General features: G+C 70.2%; 11 protein-coding genes. 3 read left to right on the top strand and 8 right to left on the bottom strand.

All coding sequences use genetic code 11. The features are described from left to right. Position 1: 1 nt before the first annotated feature. Genes ACN265_RS11355 through ACN265_RS11345 form a run of 3 tightly spaced genes read right to left on the bottom strand, consistent with a single transcriptional unit; the run spans position 2 to position 3,069 of the window. Complete coding sequence (locus ACN265_RS11355) at positions 2-829, bottom strand: carbohydrate ABC transporter permease (RefSeq protein ID WP_204923126.1); 828 nt, start codon at positions 827-829, stop codon at positions 2-4. Beyond that, positions 829-1,797, bottom strand: a complete 969-nt coding sequence (locus ACN265_RS11350) for a carbohydrate ABC transporter permease (protein ID WP_421407290.1) — start codon at positions 1,795-1,797, stop codon at positions 829-831. The genes ACN265_RS11355 and ACN265_RS11350 overlap by 1 nt, the downstream gene beginning before the upstream one ends. Positions 1,798-1,800: 3 nt before the next feature. Further along, a complete protein-coding gene (locus ACN265_RS11345) occupies positions 1,801-3,069 on the bottom strand; it encodes an ABC transporter substrate-binding protein (RefSeq protein ID WP_421407288.1) in 1,269 nt (422 codons plus the stop codon). A 151-nt stretch (positions 3,070-3,220) separates the two neighbouring features. Between ACN265_RS11345 and ACN265_RS11340 the strand changes: the two genes are divergently transcribed. The 3 genes from ACN265_RS11340 (at position 3,221) to ACN265_RS11330 (ending at position 8,799) form a co-directional block, all read left to right on the top strand. Further along, positions 3,221-3,985: a FadR/GntR family transcriptional regulator gene (locus tag ACN265_RS11340; RefSeq protein WP_232376999.1), complete on the top strand. Its 765-nt coding sequence runs from the start codon at positions 3,221-3,223 to the stop codon at positions 3,983-3,985. A gap of 531 nt (positions 3,986-4,516) precedes the next feature. After that, positions 4,517-6,322: a family 43 glycosylhydrolase gene (locus tag ACN265_RS11335; RefSeq protein WP_421407285.1), complete on the top strand. Its 1,806-nt coding sequence runs from the start codon at positions 4,517-4,519 to the stop codon at positions 6,320-6,322. Positions 6,323-6,459: 137 nt separating this feature from the next. After that, positions 6,460-8,799 (top strand): beta-L-arabinofuranosidase domain-containing protein, encoded by a 2,340-nt coding sequence (locus ACN265_RS11330; protein WP_421407283.1) that lies wholly within the window; start codon positions 6,460-6,462, stop codon positions 8,797-8,799. Between the two features lie 219 nt (positions 8,800-9,018). On the opposite strand, the gene ACN265_RS11325 is transcribed toward ACN265_RS11330, so the two are convergent. From ACN265_RS11325 to ACN265_RS11305, 5 genes are all read right to left on the bottom strand, one after another. Further along, positions 9,019-11,124 (bottom strand): family 43 glycosylhydrolase, encoded by a 2,106-nt coding sequence (locus ACN265_RS11325; protein WP_421407280.1) that lies wholly within the window; start codon positions 11,122-11,124, stop codon positions 9,019-9,021. Positions 11,125-11,468: 344 nt separating this feature from the next. Beyond that, the gene (gene mmsB / locus ACN265_RS11320) at positions 11,469-12,719 is read right to left on the bottom strand and encodes a multiple monosaccharide ABC transporter permease (protein WP_204923132.1); all 1,251 of its coding nucleotides are present in this window, start codon (positions 12,717-12,719) and stop codon (positions 11,469-11,471) included. Beyond that, positions 12,716-14,254: a multiple monosaccharide ABC transporter ATP-binding protein gene (gene mmsA / locus ACN265_RS11315; protein WP_421407278.1), complete on the bottom strand. Its 1,539-nt coding sequence runs from the start codon at positions 14,252-14,254 to the stop codon at positions 12,716-12,718. The genes mmsB and mmsA overlap by 4 nt, the downstream gene beginning before the upstream one ends. A gap of 86 nt (positions 14,255-14,340) precedes the next feature. Beyond that, positions 14,341-15,483 (bottom strand): multiple monosaccharide ABC transporter substrate-binding protein, encoded by a 1,143-nt coding sequence (gene chvE, locus ACN265_RS11310; RefSeq protein WP_357935959.1) that lies wholly within the window; start codon positions 15,481-15,483, stop codon positions 14,341-14,343. A 537-nt stretch (positions 15,484-16,020) separates the two neighbouring features. Beyond that, complete coding sequence (locus ACN265_RS11305; RefSeq protein WP_421407277.1) at positions 16,021-17,169, bottom strand: serine hydrolase domain-containing protein; 1,149 nt, start codon at positions 17,167-17,169, stop codon at positions 16,021-16,023. Between the last annotated feature and the right edge of the window lies 1 nt (position 17,170).

Raw genomic sequence — 17,170 nt, 5'->3', positions numbered from 1 at the left:
GTCAGCCCTTCGTGGCGCCGGCGGCGACACCGTCGGCGATCTGACGCTGGAGGAAGAGGTAGATCACCAGGACGGGCACCGCGGCGATCAGCACCCCGGAGGCGAAGGTGGGGATGTCGTCGGAGTACTGGCCGCGCAGCGAGGTCACCCCGACCATCAGCGTGCGGTGCTCGGCCGAGGGCATCAGCAGCAGCGCGATCAGCACGTCGTTCCAGCAGAACAGGGCGTCGAGGATGCCGACCGACAGCAGCGCCGGGGTGCCCAGCGGCAGCATGATCCGCCGGTAGACCCCGTAGACGCTGTTGCCGTCGATCCGGGCCGCGTCGATGATCTCGGTCGGGATGGTCTTGTAGTAGCTGGTCATCAGGAAGATCGTGAACGGCAGGAACTGCGCCACGTAGGCCAGCACGAGCCCCGGGTAGGTGTCGACAAGGCCGGCGTCCGCCATGACCCGGGCCAGCGGCACCATGATCACCTGGAACGGCACGAACAGCGCCGCGAGGCAGCACAGGAAGAGCACCGACGAGCCCCGGAACCGTAGCTGGCTCAACGCGAAACCGGCCATCGAGCCGAACAGCAGCAGCAGGAGCACCGAGGCCGTCACCACGCCCACCGAGTTGGCCAGGTAGCGGGCCATCCCCACGCTGTTCCACGCCGCGCCGATGTTCTCGAAGCGTAGGGCGTCGGCCAGGGAGAACCGGTCGAGGACGTACTCGCGGCGGGTCTTCATGGCCACGTTGAGGGTGAACGCCAGGGGGTAGACGGTCGCCAGGGCCAGGACGGCCATCGGGAGGGCGAGCAGCCACCGCCCCCACCGCAGGTGGGACATCACGCCTCCCTCACCGCCCGCCGGAGCAGGCTGATCTGCAACAGCCCCACCACGAGCATGATGAGGAAGAGCACCGTCGAGGCGGCCGAGGCGAGTGCCGGCCGGTTGAGCTGCCCCTGCTGGATCCAGATGTAGTACTCCGGCAGGTAGGTGGAGCCCTCCGGGCCGCCGCTGGTCATCACGTAGAGCAGGCCGAACATGGAGGTCAGCATCCCGATCATGGTGGTGACGACGACGAACTGGATGGTGCGGGAGAGGCTGGGCACGATCACGTGCCTGATGGTCTGCGGCAGCGACGCGCCGTCCACCCGGGCGGCGTCCAGCAGGGAGGCGTCCAGGGTCGCGAAGCCGGCGAGGAACACCACCAGCGCCATCCCGAAGGTCGCCCAGACGTGCACCCCGACCACCACGAACATGGCCACGTCCGGGTCGCCCAGCCAGTCCACCGGCCCGAGGCCGACCCCGCCGAGCAGGGCGTTGAGCGGGCCGTCGAAGGCGAGCAGGAGGTTGAAGATGGCCCCGACGATGACCGGGGACAGCACGGCCGGGAAGAAGTAGACGCTGCGGTACAGCCGGTGCCCGGGGACCCGCAGGTAGATGAAGGTGGCCAGCAGGCCGGGAATCGCCACCGCCACCGGCAGCAGCAGCACGAGCAGCCCGACGTTGCGCAGCGCGCCCAGGAACAGCGGATCCCCGAACAGCTCCCGGTAGTTGTCCAGCCCCACCGCCAGCCCGTCGCGGTCGCCGTCGCCGGTGAAGGAGAAGTTCACCCCCAGCAGCAGCGGCCAGAACCGCAGCAGCAGCAGGATCAGCAGGGCCGGGGCCAGCAGCACGTACGGGGCGAGGCGCTCGGAGCGCCGGCCGCCGCGACCGCGACGCGGGGTGACCCGCGCCCCCGACCCGACCCGTCGCGGCGGGCCGGCGGCTGCGGCCGGGCGGACCGCCGGCGTCGCCTCGTCGACCGGCACGGCTCAGCCGGCCTGATCGGAGGCGGCCAGCTGCTTCACCGCCTCGTCGACGGTGATCGAGCCACTGAGCAGCTGCTGGGAGAGCCGGCCCATCAGGTCGAGCGTCTTCGAGGAGAGCGCCACGTGCAGGGCGGGCTTGCCGGCCTTGAGGTCGGCGACGATGGTGCCCACCGCCGGGCCGCCCTGGGACACGTCGATGGTGGTGTCGGCGGCGATCGCCCCGGCGTCGGCGTAGAACGACTTCAGCGCGTCGGTGGAGGTCAGCGAGCGCACCAGGTCGGCGGCGACCTTCGGGTCCTTCGTCCACTTGGCGACGCCGTACCCGATGCCGCCGTCGAAGGGCAGGTTCGGGGTGGCACCGGGCTCGACGACCGGGGCGCGCATCACGCCCAGCTTCTCGGCCGGGACGAACTCGCTGAAGTCCTTCCAGTGCCCCACGTCCGACATCAGGCCGATGACGTGGGCCGCCTTCGCGGACTGGAAGATCGCGAAAGCGTCGTTGAACATGGCCGTCGAGTTCGCCCCGTCGCTGTTCAGCTTCGCGTCCTGGGTCTCCCTCCAGAGCGCGAAGATCCGCTTGACGTGGGGGGAGGTCCAGTCCCGCTTGCCGGCGATCCAGGCGTCCTGCTCCTGCGGGGTGAGCACGCCGGTGCCGAAGGCGGAGAGGAAGAACTGGATGCCGAAGCCCTCCTTGTTGCCGAGGGCCAGGCACTTCGCGCCGGTCCGCTGGGTGAGCGTGGCGCAGTTGGCGACGAACTCCGGCCAGGTGGTGGCGGGCTTGGCCGGGTCGAGGCCGGCCTTGTCGTAGAGGGTCCGGTTGTAGTAGATCGGGTGGCCCTGCAACGTGACCGGGCCGGCGTAGGTCTTGCCGTCCTTGCTGAACGCCTCCCAGCCGGTGAGCCGCTGCCGGTCCTCGGCCAGGTATTCGTCGAGGGGCAGCAGCGCGTCGGCCCGGTCCCGGATCTGGCCGCCGCCGTTGAACAGGATCACGTCCGGGCCCTTGCCGGCCTGGATCGCCGTGCCCAGCAGCGTGTAGTACTGCTCGAAGGGCTGGGCGACGAACTCGACGGTGACGCCGGGGTGCTTGCGGGCGAAGTCGGCCTTCGCCTTCTGCAGGTACGCGGCGGCGGAGGCCTCGCCGGACTTCCAGTCCCAGACGACCAGCTTCCCGGCCGCCCCGCCGGACGGGGACCGCGTCCCGCCGGCACTCCCGCAGCCGGCCAGCGCCAGCGTCGCGACGAGGACGGCCGACCACACTGCTCGCTGCTTCATCGCTGCTCACCTTCGAACTCGGTCGATTGCGCTGATCGAGACGCATGAATTGACGAAAAAGTAACTCGTATGACGTATGACGTCAACAGTGGGACGTAGAATTCGCGGCAGTCAGGTCGTGGCGCGGTCCGCGGGAGTCACTGGAGGGGACATGACGGCACGAGAGGTCACCCTGAACGCGTCGGCGCCGCCGAGCTGGGCACGGCGACCGGCCAACCTCGCCACGGCGGTCACCGCGGAACTGGTGGAACGCATCGTACGCGGAGTTCACCCGCCCGGCGCCCCACTGCCGCCCGAGCCGGCGCTGTGCGAGGCGTTCTCGGTCAGCCGCACGGTCGTCCGGGAGGCGGTGAAGATCCTCCAGGAGAAGGGCCTGGTGCAGGTCCGCCAGGGCAGCGGCACCATCGTCACCCCACCGTCGATGTGGGACATGCTCGACGAACTCGTGCTCGCCGCGACCATCGCCGAGGACGACAGCCTGACCATCCTCGACGACCTGGTGGCCACCCGGCGGGTGCTGGAGTCCGACATGGCCAACGTCGCCGCCCGGCTGGCCGACCGGGACGCCGTCGACCGGCTGCGCGCCCTGGTCGACCGGATGGACGAACTGGTCGACGACCAGGTCGCCTACCACGAGCACGACCGGGCGTTCCACGACGTGATCATGCAGGCGTCCGGCAACCGGATCGCCCGGGGCGTGGTGCGGTCGCTGGAGAGCCAGGTGGTCAACACCGCCCGCTACATGGGCCGGTCCGAGCGGGCGTTGTGCGTGGCGTCCAACCGGGGGCACCGGCGGATCTACGAGCGCATCGCGGCCCACGACCCGGACGGCGCGGCCGAGGCCATGGTCACCCACATCACCGAGGCGTGGCTGGTCCGGCGCGGCGGACCGGACACCGGGCGGCTGGTGCGCTGACCCCCGGCGGCGGGTGGATCACCCGCCGCTCCCGCCCGGCGGACCGGGCCGGTGGAGGGACCCCGATGACGCCCGCGTAACCAACGAACGTCAATGGCTTGCGGGTGTTAACGATAACAAGATACCGTCGGCCGCGGGAGCGAAGGGCACGCCTCCCCCGCTCCACCCCCGGATCCGGGCGGCGGAGCGGAGTGCGGGCACGGGCGACGTCGGTGGGACACCTCCGGGCACCTCCGTGGACGCTGCGCGCCGCCGGGTCGCATCGACACCTCGACGCGCCCGGATCCCCCGGCGCACGTCGTCCACCGCCACCGTGGGGTCCTGACACGACCGCGCGCCGACCGCGGTGCCGTCCCTGGTCGGCCGGGAGCGCGATCGCCGACCGTGACGCCACACCCGCGTACCCGCACGGCGGGCGGTCCGGACGAGTCCCGACAGCACCGGCTCACCGGCCGGGGCGTCGGCGGAGTCCGGGCAGGCCACCGAGGCGTGACGCCCCACGACACGCATCGCCCACACTGGGAGGTACTGGTGAAACCCGCACTGCCACCGCTGACCCGACTGCGGCGCACCCTCGCCTGGCTGACGGCCCTGCTCCTGGTCTCGACCCTGCTCCCGACCGGCACCGCCAAGGCCGACAACCCCATCGTCCAGCACATCTACACCGCCGACCCGGCCCCGCTGGTGCACAACGGCCGGGTGTACCTCTACACCGGCCACGACGAGGACGGCTCGACCTGGTTCACCATGAAGGAGTGGCGGGTCTGGTCCTCCGCCGACATGGTCAACTGGACCGACCACGGCTCGCCGCTCAACGTCAGCACCTTCAGCTGGGCGAAGGCGGACGCCTGGGCGGGCCAGGTCATCGCCCGCAACGGCAAGTTCTACTGGTACGTGCCGGTGACCGCGAAGTCGACCAACTCGATGGCCATCGGGGTGGCGGTGAGCGACAGTCCCACCGGCCCGTTCCGGGATGCCATCGGCCGCCCGCTGGCGGCCAACGGCGAGATCGACCCGACCGTCTTCATCGACGACGACGGGCAGGCGTACCTCTACTGGGGAAACCCCAACCTGTGGTACGTGAAGCTGAACGCCGACATGATCTCGTACTCCGGCAGTGTCACCAAGATCCCGCTGACCACCGCCGGCTTCGGCACCCGTAACGGCAACGCCACCCGCCCCACCCTCTACGAGGAGGGCCCCTGGGTCTTCAAGCGCAACGGGACCTACTACAACGTCTTCGCCGCCGAGTGCTGCAGCGAGTTCATCGGCTACTCCACGGCACCCGGCCCCACCGGGCCGTGGACCTACCGGGGCACGGTCATGCCCCGGCAGGGCGGCAGCTTCACCAACCACGCCGGAATCGTCGACTTCAACGGCGGGTCGTACTTCTTCTACCACAACGGCGCGCTGCCCGGCGGTGGCGGCTACACCCGGTCGGTCGCGGTGGAGAAGTTCACCTACGGCACCAACGGCACCATCCCGACGATCAACATGAGCAGCACCGGTGCACCGCAGATCGGCACGCTCAACCCGTACGTGCGGCAGGAGGCCGAGACGATCGCCTGGGGCTCCGGCATCGAGACCGAGGCGTCCAGCGAGGGCGGGATGAACGTCGGCTTCATCGAGAACGGCGACTACATCAAGGTCAAGGGGGTCGGCTTCGGTACCGGTGCGACGTCCTTCAACGCCCGGGTGGCCTCGGCCGGCAGCGGCGGCACCATCGAGGTCCGGCTGGACAGCACCACCGGCACCCGGGTGGCGAGCTGCTCCGTGCCGGTCACCGGCGGCTGGCAGAACTGGCAGACCGTCTCCTGCCCGGTGTCCGGCGCGACCGGCACCCACGACATGTACCTGCGGTTCACCGGCGGCAGCGGCACCCTGTTCAACGTCAACTGGTGGCAGTTCAACGGCAGCGGCACCACCCCGACGCCCACCCCGACCGCGACGCCCACCACGACGCCCACCACGACCCCCACCCCCACCCCGACGACCCCGGCCCCGACGACGCCGGCTCCGACGACCCCCTCCGGGACGACCTGCGCGGCCACCAACACCGTGGTCAACACCTGGCAGGGCGGCTTCGAGGGCAAGCTGACCATCACCAACGGGTCCACCCCGATCACCGGCTGGCGGGTGAGCTTCACCCTGCCCACCGGGCAGACGGTGGCCCAGGCGTGGAACGGCACCCTGACCCAGCAGGGCAACCAGGTGACCGTCACCAACGCCGCCTACAACGGGCAGCTCGGGGCGGGTGGCTCCACCACCGTCGGCTACATCAGCTCGACCACCGGCAGCAACCAGCCACCGACCGACCTGACCTGCACCCCCGCGTGACCGCGTCACGCGGCTGACGGTCGCGCCGGCCCGCTCCGCCCCACCGGGGCGGGCCGGCACCCCACCACCCGGCACCACCATCCGTACGACCCACCCGGACGGGCGCTCGCCCGTGATCCGGTCCGCTGGAGGTTCCCATGTCCTTCCCGTCCCTCAACCGACGCCAACTTCTCCAGGCCGCCGGCGCCACCGCGCTCGCCTCCGCCGCAGGTGGCACCCTGCTCGGGTCCGGGCCGGCCAGCGCGGCGCTGGTGGTCCCCCCGGCCCGGGCCGACCTGGGCGTCTCGGCGTACCCGTTCGAACTGGGTCAGGTCCGGCTGACCGCCGGCCGGCTGCTGGACAACCAGAACCGGACGCTGAGCTACCTGCGGTTCGTCGACGTCGACCGGATGCTCTACAACTTCCGGGCCAACCACCGGCTGGGCACCAACGGGGCCGCGACCAACGGGGGCTGGGACGCGCCGTCCTTCCCGTTCCGCACCCACATGCAGGGGCACTTCCTCACCGCGTGGGCGCAGGCGTACGCGGTGCTCGGCGACACCACCTGCCGGGACAAGGCCAACTACATGGTGGCCGAGCTGGCGAAGTGCCAGGCCAACAACGGCGCGGCCGGATTCACCGCGGGTTACCTGTCCGGCTTCCCGGAGTCGGACTTCTCGGCGCTGGAGGCCCGGACCCTGTCCAACGGCAACGTGCCCTACTACTGCATCCACAAGACCCTCATGGGGCTGCTCGACGTGTGGCGCTACATCGGCAACACGCAGGCCCGCTCGGTGCTGCTGGCGTTGGCCGGCTGGGTCGACACCCGCACGTCGCGGCTGAGCTACAACCAGATGCAGGCGATGCTGGAGACCGAGTTCGGCGGCATGAACGAGGCGCTGACCGACATCTACCAGCACACCGGCGACGGGCGCTGGCTCACCGTCGCCCAGCGGTTCGACCACGCGGGCGTGTTCAACCCGCTCGCCAGCAACTCCGACCAGCTCAACGGCAAGCACGCCAACACCCAGGTGCCCAAGTGGATCGGCGCGGCGCGGGAGTTCAAGGCGACCGGCACCACCCGGTACCGGGACATCGCCAGCAACGCGTGGAACATGACCGTCAACGCGCACACCTACGTCATCGGCGGCAACAGCCAGGCCGAGCACTTCCGGCCGCCGAACGCGATCGCCGGGTACCTGACCAACGACACCTGCGAGCACTGCAACACCCACAACATGCTCAAGCTGACCCGGGAGCTGTGGCTGCTCGACCCGAACCGGGTCGCGTACTTCGACTTCTACGAGCGTGCCCTGCTCAACCACGTCGTCGGCGCGCAGAACCCGGCCGACGGCCACGGCCACGTCACCTACTTCACCCCCCTCAAGCCGGGTGGTCGCCGGGGGGTCGGCCCGGCCTGGGGCGGCGGCACCTGGAGCACCGACTACAACTCGTTCTGGTGCTGTCAGGGCACCGGTATCGAGGCGAACACCAAGCTGATGGACTCGATCTACTTCTACAACGACACCACGCTGACGGTGAACCTGTTCGTGCCGTCGGTGCTGACCTGGTCGCAGCGCGGGATCACGGTCACCCAGAGCACCAGCTACCCGGCGAGCGACACCAGCACGCTCACCCTCTCCGGGTCGATGAGCGGCTCGTGGAGCATCCGGGTCCGGATCCCGGCCTGGGCCACCGGCGCGACGATCGCCGTCAACGGCGAGACGCAGAACGTCGCCACCAACCCCGGCAGCTACGCCACGGTCACCCGCACCTGGGCGGCCGGCGACACCGTCACCGTACGGCTGCCGATGAAGGTCGTCGTGCAGCCGAGCAACGACAACGCCAACGTCGCGGCCCTCACGTACGGCCCGGCGGTGCTGGCGGGCAACTACGGCAACACCGGCCTGAGCGCCCTGCCGTCGTTGAACACCTCGTCGGTGACCCGGACGAGCACCAGCACCCTGGCGTTCACCGCCACCGCGAACGGCTCCACCGTCAACCTCGGACCGTTCTACGACGCCCACGGCTTCAACTACACGGTCTACTGGAACACCACCGGTGGCAGCACCGGCGGCGGCAGCACGCGCATCGTCAACGTGGGCAGCGGCCTGGTCCTCGGCATCCAGAACATGTCCACTGCCGACGGCGGGCTGGCCCTGCAGTGGGGCGACACCGGCACCGCCGACCACAACTGGGTGGTGGTGACCGACGGCGACGCCGTCCGGTTCCGCAACGTCAACAGCGGCAAGGTCCTCGGCGTGGAGAACATGTCCACCGCCGACAACGCCCGCGTCCTGCAGTGGGCGGACAACGGCACCGCCGACCACCGGTGGACCCTGCTCAACCAGGGCGACGGCACCTACAAGATCCGCAATGTCAACAGCGGGAAGCTGCTCGGCATCCTCAACGGCTCGACCGCGCAGGGTGCGCAGGCCGTACAGGACTCCGACAACGGCAGCGCGGACAACCGCTGGCGGTTCGTCGCCAACCAGTAGGGACCACCGCCGGTCCCGCACCGCTGGCGAGACGGTGCGGGACCGGCGGTGTAACGGACGGGGCCGCCCCTGTGCGGGGGCGGCCCCGTCGTGTGCGTGCCGGCCGGCGGCGGTCCCGGACCGCCACCGACGTGGCGGGCCGCCTGCACCGACCGGCCCGCACAGCGGTGCCGACGGTACGGGCGGCCCGGTTGCTCCGCTGCCGTGACCCGGGTCGGGTCAGGGGGTGCTGAGCTGGAACTGACGGATCGTGCTGGTGCCGCCGAGGGCCTGGGTGGCGTGGTTGAACAGGGCGAACCGGTAGCCCATGAAGAACTGCCAGTTGCTGTCGAGGGTCAGCGCGTTGCCCAGCGCGGTGAAGTTGACCCCGTCGGTGCTGTACGAGAACCGGGCCTGCCGGCCGGAGCCGGGGCGGATGTCGGCGGTGGCCCGTAGCCAGATTCGTCCCCCGCTGACCGGAGCGGACGCGATCTCCGTACCGGTGTTGGTGGTCCGCCAACTGCCGTCCATGGTGAGGTTGTTGGTCATCGACACCCGGGTGGCGCCGTTGTCCCGGCGGACGCCGATCCAGGCCGACGAGTTGCGCAGCACCGCCAGCCCGGTCCGGTCACCGTCGCGCAGGGCCGAGTAGTCGAGTTCGACGGTGGCGGTGGAGGTCGGCCCCTGGATGCGGTGGGTGACCGTGTTCCGGGCGCTGTAGAGGTCGTTGGTGACGGTGGCGGTCTGCAGGCGCAGGCCGTTGTTCACCGACCACTTGCTGTTGTCCGGGTTGTGGTTCCACTCCCACTGCGGGCCGAGGGTGCTGCCGGAGAAGGTGTCGGTGCCGGTCAGCGGCTTGACCGGTCGGGTCGGCAGCGGGTTCGGGTACGACGTGCCCCAGCCGCCGTTGACCGTCTGGATCTGCGGCCAGCCGTCGGCGGTCCAGGTGATCGGGGCCAGGGCGGGCACCCGCCCACCGGGGTAGGCGTCCACGAAGGACATGTAGTACCACTGGCCGGCCGGGGTCTGCACCAGCCCGCCCTGGTGCGGCACGCCGCCGCCGGAGATCGGGCCGGGCATGTTGAGCAGCACCTGACGCATCTCGTACGGGCCGAACGGGCTCGACGACTTCAGCACGTACTGGCCGTTGGCCGGCCGGGTGAGCCAGATGTAGTAGCTGCCGTTGCGCTTGTAGAACCGGGCCCCCTCCAGGGTGCCCACGCTCGACGGGGTGGAGAAGACCTGCTGGCTGCGGACCTCGCTCTTACCGTCCGCCGAGAGCTGCGCCACGCTGATCTGGCTGTTGCCGTAGGCGACGTACATGGTGTCGTTGTCGTCGACCAGCATGCCGGCGTCGTAGTAGCACTTGTTGATGGTGGCGTGCTGGTTCCAGGCCCCGTCGACGGCGGCGGCAGTGTAGATGTAGGTCTTGGCGAAGTCGATGCAGCCGGCCCAGTAGTAGGTGCGGTTGCTCGGGCGGTAGTTCAGGGTCGACGCCCAGATCCCGTTGACGTACGCCCGCCCGCCGGACATGTCGTACTTCGCGCCGAAGTCCAGCTTGGGCACCGAGTGCCCGGCGAACTCCCAGTTGACCAGGTCGTACGAGCGCAGGATGGGAGCGCCCGGCGAGTAGTGCATGGTCGAGGCGGACAGGTAGAACGCGTCGCCGACCCGGATGATGTCGACGTCGGCGAAGTCCTGCCACACCACCGGGTTGGTGAACGAGCCGCTCGCCGGTGGCGTGGTGGGCGGCGGCGTGGTCGGGGTGGTGCCGCCGTCGACGCGGACGAGCTGCCACTGCTGGTTGGTGCCGCCCCAGTCGGCGTACTGGACGATGTTGCCGCCGTCGGCGGTGGAGGCGTTCTGCACCTCGACGGCCTTGCCGCTGTTGCGGTTGAGCAGCCGGACGTAGCCGTCGGCCGAGTCGGCGAGCCGGAACTGCTGGTTGGAGCCGTTGCCGTCGGTCCACTGCACGATCGCCGCGCCGTCGGCGGTGGAGAGGTTGTAGACGTCGAGCACCTTGCCCGACAGCCGCGACTTCAACCGGTAGTAGCCGCCGCCGGAGTCGACGAACTGCCACTGCTGGTTGGTGCCGTCGCCGCGGGTCCACTGGGTGATCCGCGCGCCGTCGTTGGTGGCGAAGTTGTACACGTCCAGCGCCTTGCCGCTGTTGCGGTTGACCAGCACGTACCAGGCGGTGGTGTCCACCGTCGCCGCCGCCGCGCCGGTCGACTGGACCACGACGAGTCCGCCGCCGACCAGCAGCGTCATCAGCGCGGCGACGACCCGTGACCACCAGCCGCGCCGTCGCCGGACCGCGATCGGCACCTCTCCCATGGCTACCATGACCCTCCCTCACCAACGGTCGATCGACGGTGGCCCCGGGTCCGGCCCGGGGCCACCGTCGTCGCATTGTTCGAAGCCTGCCGATGTCAACGTTCACTCGGCGGCGCGTCCGCGATGGCGCACGACGCGGCACAGCGACAGGTCGGGGCTGCCGACCAGCCGCTGCGGGAACGGCTTCAGCTATCCATAGACTGTGAGCGATAACATGATGCTCGTCAAGCTGAAACGGCGCGGACACGATCGACGGGCGCAGATGCCGACACCCCGGGCCGGGTCGGCATAGTCCGACGCGGCCCGGGGTGTCCGGGCGAAGGGGTAGACGCGGTCGGGTGCCGCGTCACCGGTCAGCGGGAGGAGCCGGCGCGGCGCTTGTTGTAGACGTCGAAGGCCACGGCGACGAGCAACACCAGGCCCTTGACCACCGACTGGATGGACTGGTCGACGCCCATGAGCTGCATGCCGTTGCTCATCACCGCCATGATCAGACCACCGACCATCGCGCCGACCACGGTGCCGACCCCGCCGGTGACCGCCGCCCCGCCGATGAACGCGGCGGCGATCGCGTCGAGCTCGAACATGTTGCCCGCGGCGGGCTGGGCGCCGTTGGAGCGCGAGGAGTAGATCACCCCGGCCACCGCCGCCAGGAAGCCCATGTTGACGAACATCCAAAAGTTGACCGTCCGCACCTTCACGCCGGACAGCATCGCCGCAGACAGGTTGCCGCCGATCGCGTAGACCTGCCGGCCGAAGACCGTACGCCGGGTGAGCAGGCCGTAGACCAGCACCAGTGCGGCCAGGATGATCAGGACGATCGGCAGGCCCCGGGCGTGCGCCAGCTGCCAGGCGAAGTACATGATGACCGCGCCAACCAGCACCACCCGGGCCACGAACAGCGGGAACGACTCCACCGGCTGCTGGTAGCGCACCCGGGCCACCCGGGTCCGGAAACCGCTCACCGCGTACCCGGCCACCGCGATCGCACCGATCAGCAGGGTGAACGCGTCGAAGCCCTCCCCACCGAGCAGGCCGTTGAGGAACCCGGCCGCGACCTGCTGGTAGTCGGCGGGGAACGGGGAGAGCGAGATGTTGTCCAGCACCCGCAGAGTCAGACCCCGGAACAGCAGCATGCCGGCGAGCGTCACGATGAAGGCCGGGATGCCGGCGTACGCCACCCAGAAGCCGTGCCACGCGCCGACCGCGACCCCCACCGCCAGCGCGGCCAGGATGCCGACCCACCACGGGAAGCCCTCCCGGATGACCAGCACGGCGGAGACCGCCCCGGTGAGCGCCACCACCGAGCCCACCGACAGGTCGATGTGCCCGCCGATGATGATGATCACCATGCCGATCGCCAGCACCAGGATGTAGGAGTACTGGAGCACGATGTTGGTGATGTTGCCGGGGCTCAGCGACACCCCGTCGGTGAGCACGGCGAAGAGCCCCACGATGACGACCAGCGCGACGTAGATACCGCTCTGCCGCAGGTTGTTCATGATCAGCGAACGCAGGTCGCTGGTGCCGGCGTGCAGGGCGACGCCCGGACTCTTCCCGGTGGGCGGCGGGGACGGCGGCGATGAGGTCTTGACGCTGGTCATCCCACGCGCTCCTTGTCCTTCGTCATCAGATCCATGAGGTTCTCCTGGGTCGCCTCGGCCACCGGCACCTGGCCGGTGATCCGACCGGCGGCGAGGGTGTAGATGCGGTCGCACATGCCGAGCAGCTCCGGCAGCTCCGAGGAGATCAGGATCACCGCCTTGCCGTCGGCGACGAGCCGGTTGACGATCGTGTAGATCTCGAACTTCGCCCCGACGTCGATGCCCCGGGTCGGCTCGTCCAGGATCAGCACGTCCGGGTTGGTGAACAGCCACTTCGACAGCACGACCTTCTGCTGGTTGCCGCCGGAGAGCTTGCCCACCACGGCCATCACGCTGGTCGTCTTGATGTTCATGTCGCGCCGGCTCTGCTCGGCGACCTTGATCTCCTCGTTGCCGTTGACCCAGCCGAAGCGGGCCAGCCGCCCCAGCGCGGCGGCCGAGACGTTGCGCCGTACGTCGTCGATGAGGTTGAGACCGAAGCGCTTGCGGTCCTCGGTGACGTAGGCGATGCCGTGCTCGATGGCCTCGGAGACACTGTGCGCCCGGACCTCCCGGCCCCGCACGAACAGCCGGCCCCGCACGTCCCGGCCGTACGACCGGCCGAAGACGCTCATCGCCAGCTCGGTACGCCCGGCACCCATCAGCCCGGCGATGCCGACCACCTCACCGGCGCGGACGTCCAGGCTGGCGTCGTCGACGACGAGCCGGTCCTGGGTGGGGTGCCGCACGCTCCAGTTCTCGATGCGCAGCACCTCCTCCCCCGGCGACGAGACCCGGTCGGGATAGAAGCTGTCCAGGTCCCGGCCGACCATGCCCCGGATGATCCGCTCCTGGGTGACCTCGCCGGAGGCCAGGGAGAGCGTCTCCACGGTGCGCCCGTCCCGGATGACCGTGGTCGCGTCGGCGATCGCGGTGACCTCGTTGAGCTTGTGCGAGATCAGGATGCAGGTGATGCCCTGGTCGCGCAGCCGGCGCAGCAGGTCGAGCAGGTGGGCCGAGTCGATGTCGTTGAGCGCGGCGGTCGGCTCGTCCAGGATGAGCAGCCGGACCTTCTTGGACAGCGCCTTGGCGATCTCGACGAGCTGCTGCTTGCCGACGCCGAGCTGGATCACCGGGGTAACCGGATTCTCGTGCAGGCCCACCGAGGCCAGCAGCTCGGCGGCCTCGGCGTTGGCCCGGTTCCAGTCGATGAGGCCACCCGGACCACGCCGCTCGTTGCCGAGGAAGATGTTCTCGGCGATCGACAGGTGCGGCACCAGGGCGAGTTCCTGGTGGATGATGACGATGCCCTGGGACTCGCTGTCGCGGATGCCCCGGAAGTGCACCGGCTTGCCGTCCAGCACGATCTCGCCGTCGTACGACCCGGTCGGGTGCACTCCGGAGAGCACCTTCATCAGGGTGGACTTGCCGGCGCCGTTCTCGCCGCAGATGGCGTGGATCTCCCCCCGGCGTACCGCGAGGGAGACGTCGGCCAGTGCGGTCACCCCGGGGAAGGTCTTCGTGATGCGTCGCATCTCGAGGATGGTGTCGTCCATGGTCAGCGTCCTGATCGTCGAAGCCTGAGGCGGGCTTGCGATGCGTCGGGCGCGGCGGCCGGTGACCGCCGCGCCCGACGACCGACTTACTTCTTGGCCTGACCGGCGGCGACCTCGTCGGCCGACCAGTAACCGGAGTCGACGAGCACCTTGGTGATGTCGTCCTTGTAGACGGTCTCGATCGGCAGCAGGTACGACGGGACGACCTTGACCTTGTTGTTGTAGGTCTTGGTGTCGTTGGCCTGCGGCTCCTTGTCCTGCAGGAACGCCTCGGCCGCGATCACGGCCTGCTCGGCGAGCAGCCGGGTGTCCTTGAAGACGGTCGAGCTCTGCACCCCGTCGTTGATCAGCTTGACCGAGGCGATCTCGGCGTCCTGGCCGGTCACCACGGGCAGCTTCTTGGCGCCCTTGCCGTAGCCGGCGTTCTGCAGGGCGGTGATGATGCCCCGGGAGATGCCGTCGTACGGCGACAGCACCCCGTTGACCACGGTGCCGTCGTTGTAGCCGGAGGTGAGCAGGTCCTCCATCCGCTTCTGCGCGGTCTCCTGCTGCCAGCGCAGGATGGCCGCCTGCTCGATGCGGGTCTGGCCGGACTTGACCTTCAGCGTGCCGTTGTCCATGAACGGCTTGAGGGTGTCCATCGCCCCGCCCCAGAAGTACTGGGTGTTGTTGTCGTCAAGCGAACCGGCGAACAGCTCGACGTTGAACGGGCCGGTCGCGGTGCCCTTGCCACCGTCCTTGGTCTGCAGGCCGAGGCCGACCAGCAGGGCGGTCGCCTGGGCGACGCCGACCTTGTAGTTGTCGAAGCTGACGTAGAAGTCGACGTTCTTGTTGCCCAGCAGCAGCCGGTCGTAGGAGATGACCGGGATCTTCGCGGCGGCGGCGGCGTCGAGCTGGCCGCTGAGCGCGGTGCCGTCGATGGCCGCGATGATCAGGACGTCCGCGCCCTGGGTGATCATCTGGTCGACCTGCTGGGACTGGGTGGGGATGTCGTCGCCGGCGTACTGGAGGTCGACCTTGTAGCCCTTGGCCTCCAGCTTCTCCTTGACCGCCTTGCCGTCGGCGATCCACCGCTCCGAGGTCTGGGTCGGCATGGAGACGCCGATGGTCAGGTCGGCGGGCTTCTTGTCGCTGCTGTCACCGTCGCTGCCCGCGCCCCCGCCGCTGCACGCGGCCAGGCTGAGCGCCAGTGCCGCGCCGCCGAGCGCGACCAGGAATTTCCTGCGCACAGGTTTCTCCTCTCCAGAACTCCCGCCGACTGCGGGGACCACCTGTCACCTTTCGGGGTAGTGTTAGCGCTCACATCGCCGCCGTCAACAGTCCCTCGGAAATCCGGACGTCACGGTCTCGTAACGGGGCACACCGCGTGGATCACCCGTCCGCCGGGTCCGACCGGCACCCGGGGCCCTGGCCAGCGAACCGGTTCGCCGCGTGCGCCACGGCGTCCGACCACCGGCCCGGAGCCCCCGGCGGGATCGTCACGCCAGGTTTCCGACCTGTTACGACAGCTCCGTCAGCGCCACCGCCGTGGACCATGGCCGGGCTGGTCACCGGGGCCCTCCCGGTCGGCTACACCGAGCACCCCGCCGGCGTTCGTCCCACCCGGCAGTCCCGCCGCGTCCGGGCCCGACCTGTTCCGACGGTCGCCGCCGACGCGCCGACCCGGCGCAGGCCCGGCCGTCGGATCGGCCCGACGGCGGACGGCAGCGCGCCCCGGGTGTCCCGTCGTCGGGACGCCCGGGGCGCGTGGTGTCGCGTCCGGCCGGTCAGTCGTCCAGGCAGGACCGCAGCGCGGCGGTCAGCAGGTTGGCGCGTTCGTCGCCCATGCCCTGCATCTGGTTCACCACGTAGCCGAAGCCGACCTGGTGGGCGTCGTCGCCGAAGCCGAGGTTGCCGCCCGCGCCGTCGTGGCCGAAGCTGCGCCCGGACAGCAGCGGCCGGGCCGGCGGGGAGTGCAGCAGGAAGCCGGTGCCCCAGCGCTGGCCGGTGTCCGGCGGACCGTGCCGCTGCTGGCCCCGGGACCGTACGACGGTCGCGTCGTCGACCGACGTCCGGTCGAGCAGGGGCGGTCCCGCCACCGGCGACACGCAGGCGGCGTAGAGGCGGGCCAGCCCGTCGGCCGTGCTCACCGCGCCCGCGCCCGGGATGCCGGCGGCCTGGATGGCCGGGTCGTTGAAACTGACCAGACCGGCGGCGTCGGCGGGGAACGCGAACGCGCCGCCCATGGTGATCCCCCGGTCGGCCACCGGGTCGACGAACGGCTCCGCCTCGGGCGGCGGGGCGATGTTCCAGGCGACCGTGTCGCGTTCGGCGGCCGGCAGCCCGAGCCAGGTACGCAGGCCCAGCGGCGCGGCCAGGGCGTCCCGGAAGAATGCGCCGGGCAGCTGGCCGGTGATCCGGTGGATCACCTCGCCGATCAGCCAGCCGTAGGTCATCGGGTGGTAGCTGTGCGCGGTGCCCGGCTGCCACAGCGGGGCCTGGGCCTCGATCGCCGTGATCACCGGGTCCCAGGCGAGCACCTCGTCGAGGGTCAACGGGCGGTCGAGCGCGGGCAGGCCGGACTGGTGGGTGAGCAGCCAGCGCACCGGGATGTCGGCCTTGCCGTGCTGGCCGAACTCCGGCCAGTAGCGGGTGACCGGCACGTCCAGGTCGAGTCGGCCCTGCTGCACCAGCAGGTAGGCGCAGATCGCCAGGATGCCCTTGGTGCAGGAGTAGACGACGACCGGGGTGTGCGCCGTCCAGGGCCGGCCGGTGCGCGGGTCGGCGGTCCCGCCGTACAGGTCGACGACGCGGCGGCCGCCGACGTAGACGGTGACCGCCGCGCCGACCTCCCCCCGGTCGGTGAAGTTGGCGCGGAAGACGTCGGCCACCCGCCCGTACCGTTCGTCGACGTCGCCGTGGATCTGCGGGGCCACT

The organism is Micromonospora sp. WMMD730 (assembly GCF_049178955.1).
Classification (GTDB): Bacteria; Actinomycetota; Actinomycetes; order Mycobacteriales; family Micromonosporaceae; genus Micromonospora; species Micromonospora wenchangensis.
Note: the sequence above shows the minus strand (reverse complement) of the source record. Positions and strands in the feature narration are given on the sequence as shown.

Coding starts and splice junctions, on each gene's coding strand:
- ACN265_RS11355 (WP_204923126.1), bottom strand. CDS start 829: ATGTCCCACCTGCGGTGGGGGCGGTGGCTGCTCGCCCTCCCGATGGCC.
- ACN265_RS11345 (WP_421407288.1), bottom strand. CDS start 3,069: ATGAAGCAGCGAGCAGTGTGGTCGGCCGTCCTCGTCGCGACGCTGGCG.
- ACN265_RS11340 (WP_232376999.1), top strand. CDS start 3,221: ATGACGGCACGAGAGGTCACCCTGAACGCGTCGGCGCCGCCGAGCTGG.
- ACN265_RS11330 (WP_421407283.1), top strand. CDS start 6,460: ATGTCCTTCCCGTCCCTCAACCGACGCCAACTTCTCCAGGCCGCCGGC.
- ACN265_RS11325 (WP_421407280.1), bottom strand. CDS start 11,124: ATGGTAGCCATGGGAGAGGTGCCGATCGCGGTCCGGCGACGGCGCGGC.
- mmsB (WP_204923132.1), bottom strand. CDS start 12,719: ATGACCAGCGTCAAGACCTCATCGCCGCCGTCCCCGCCGCCCACCGGG.
- mmsA (WP_421407278.1), bottom strand. CDS start 14,254: ATGGACGACACCATCCTCGAGATGCGACGCATCACGAAGACCTTCCCC.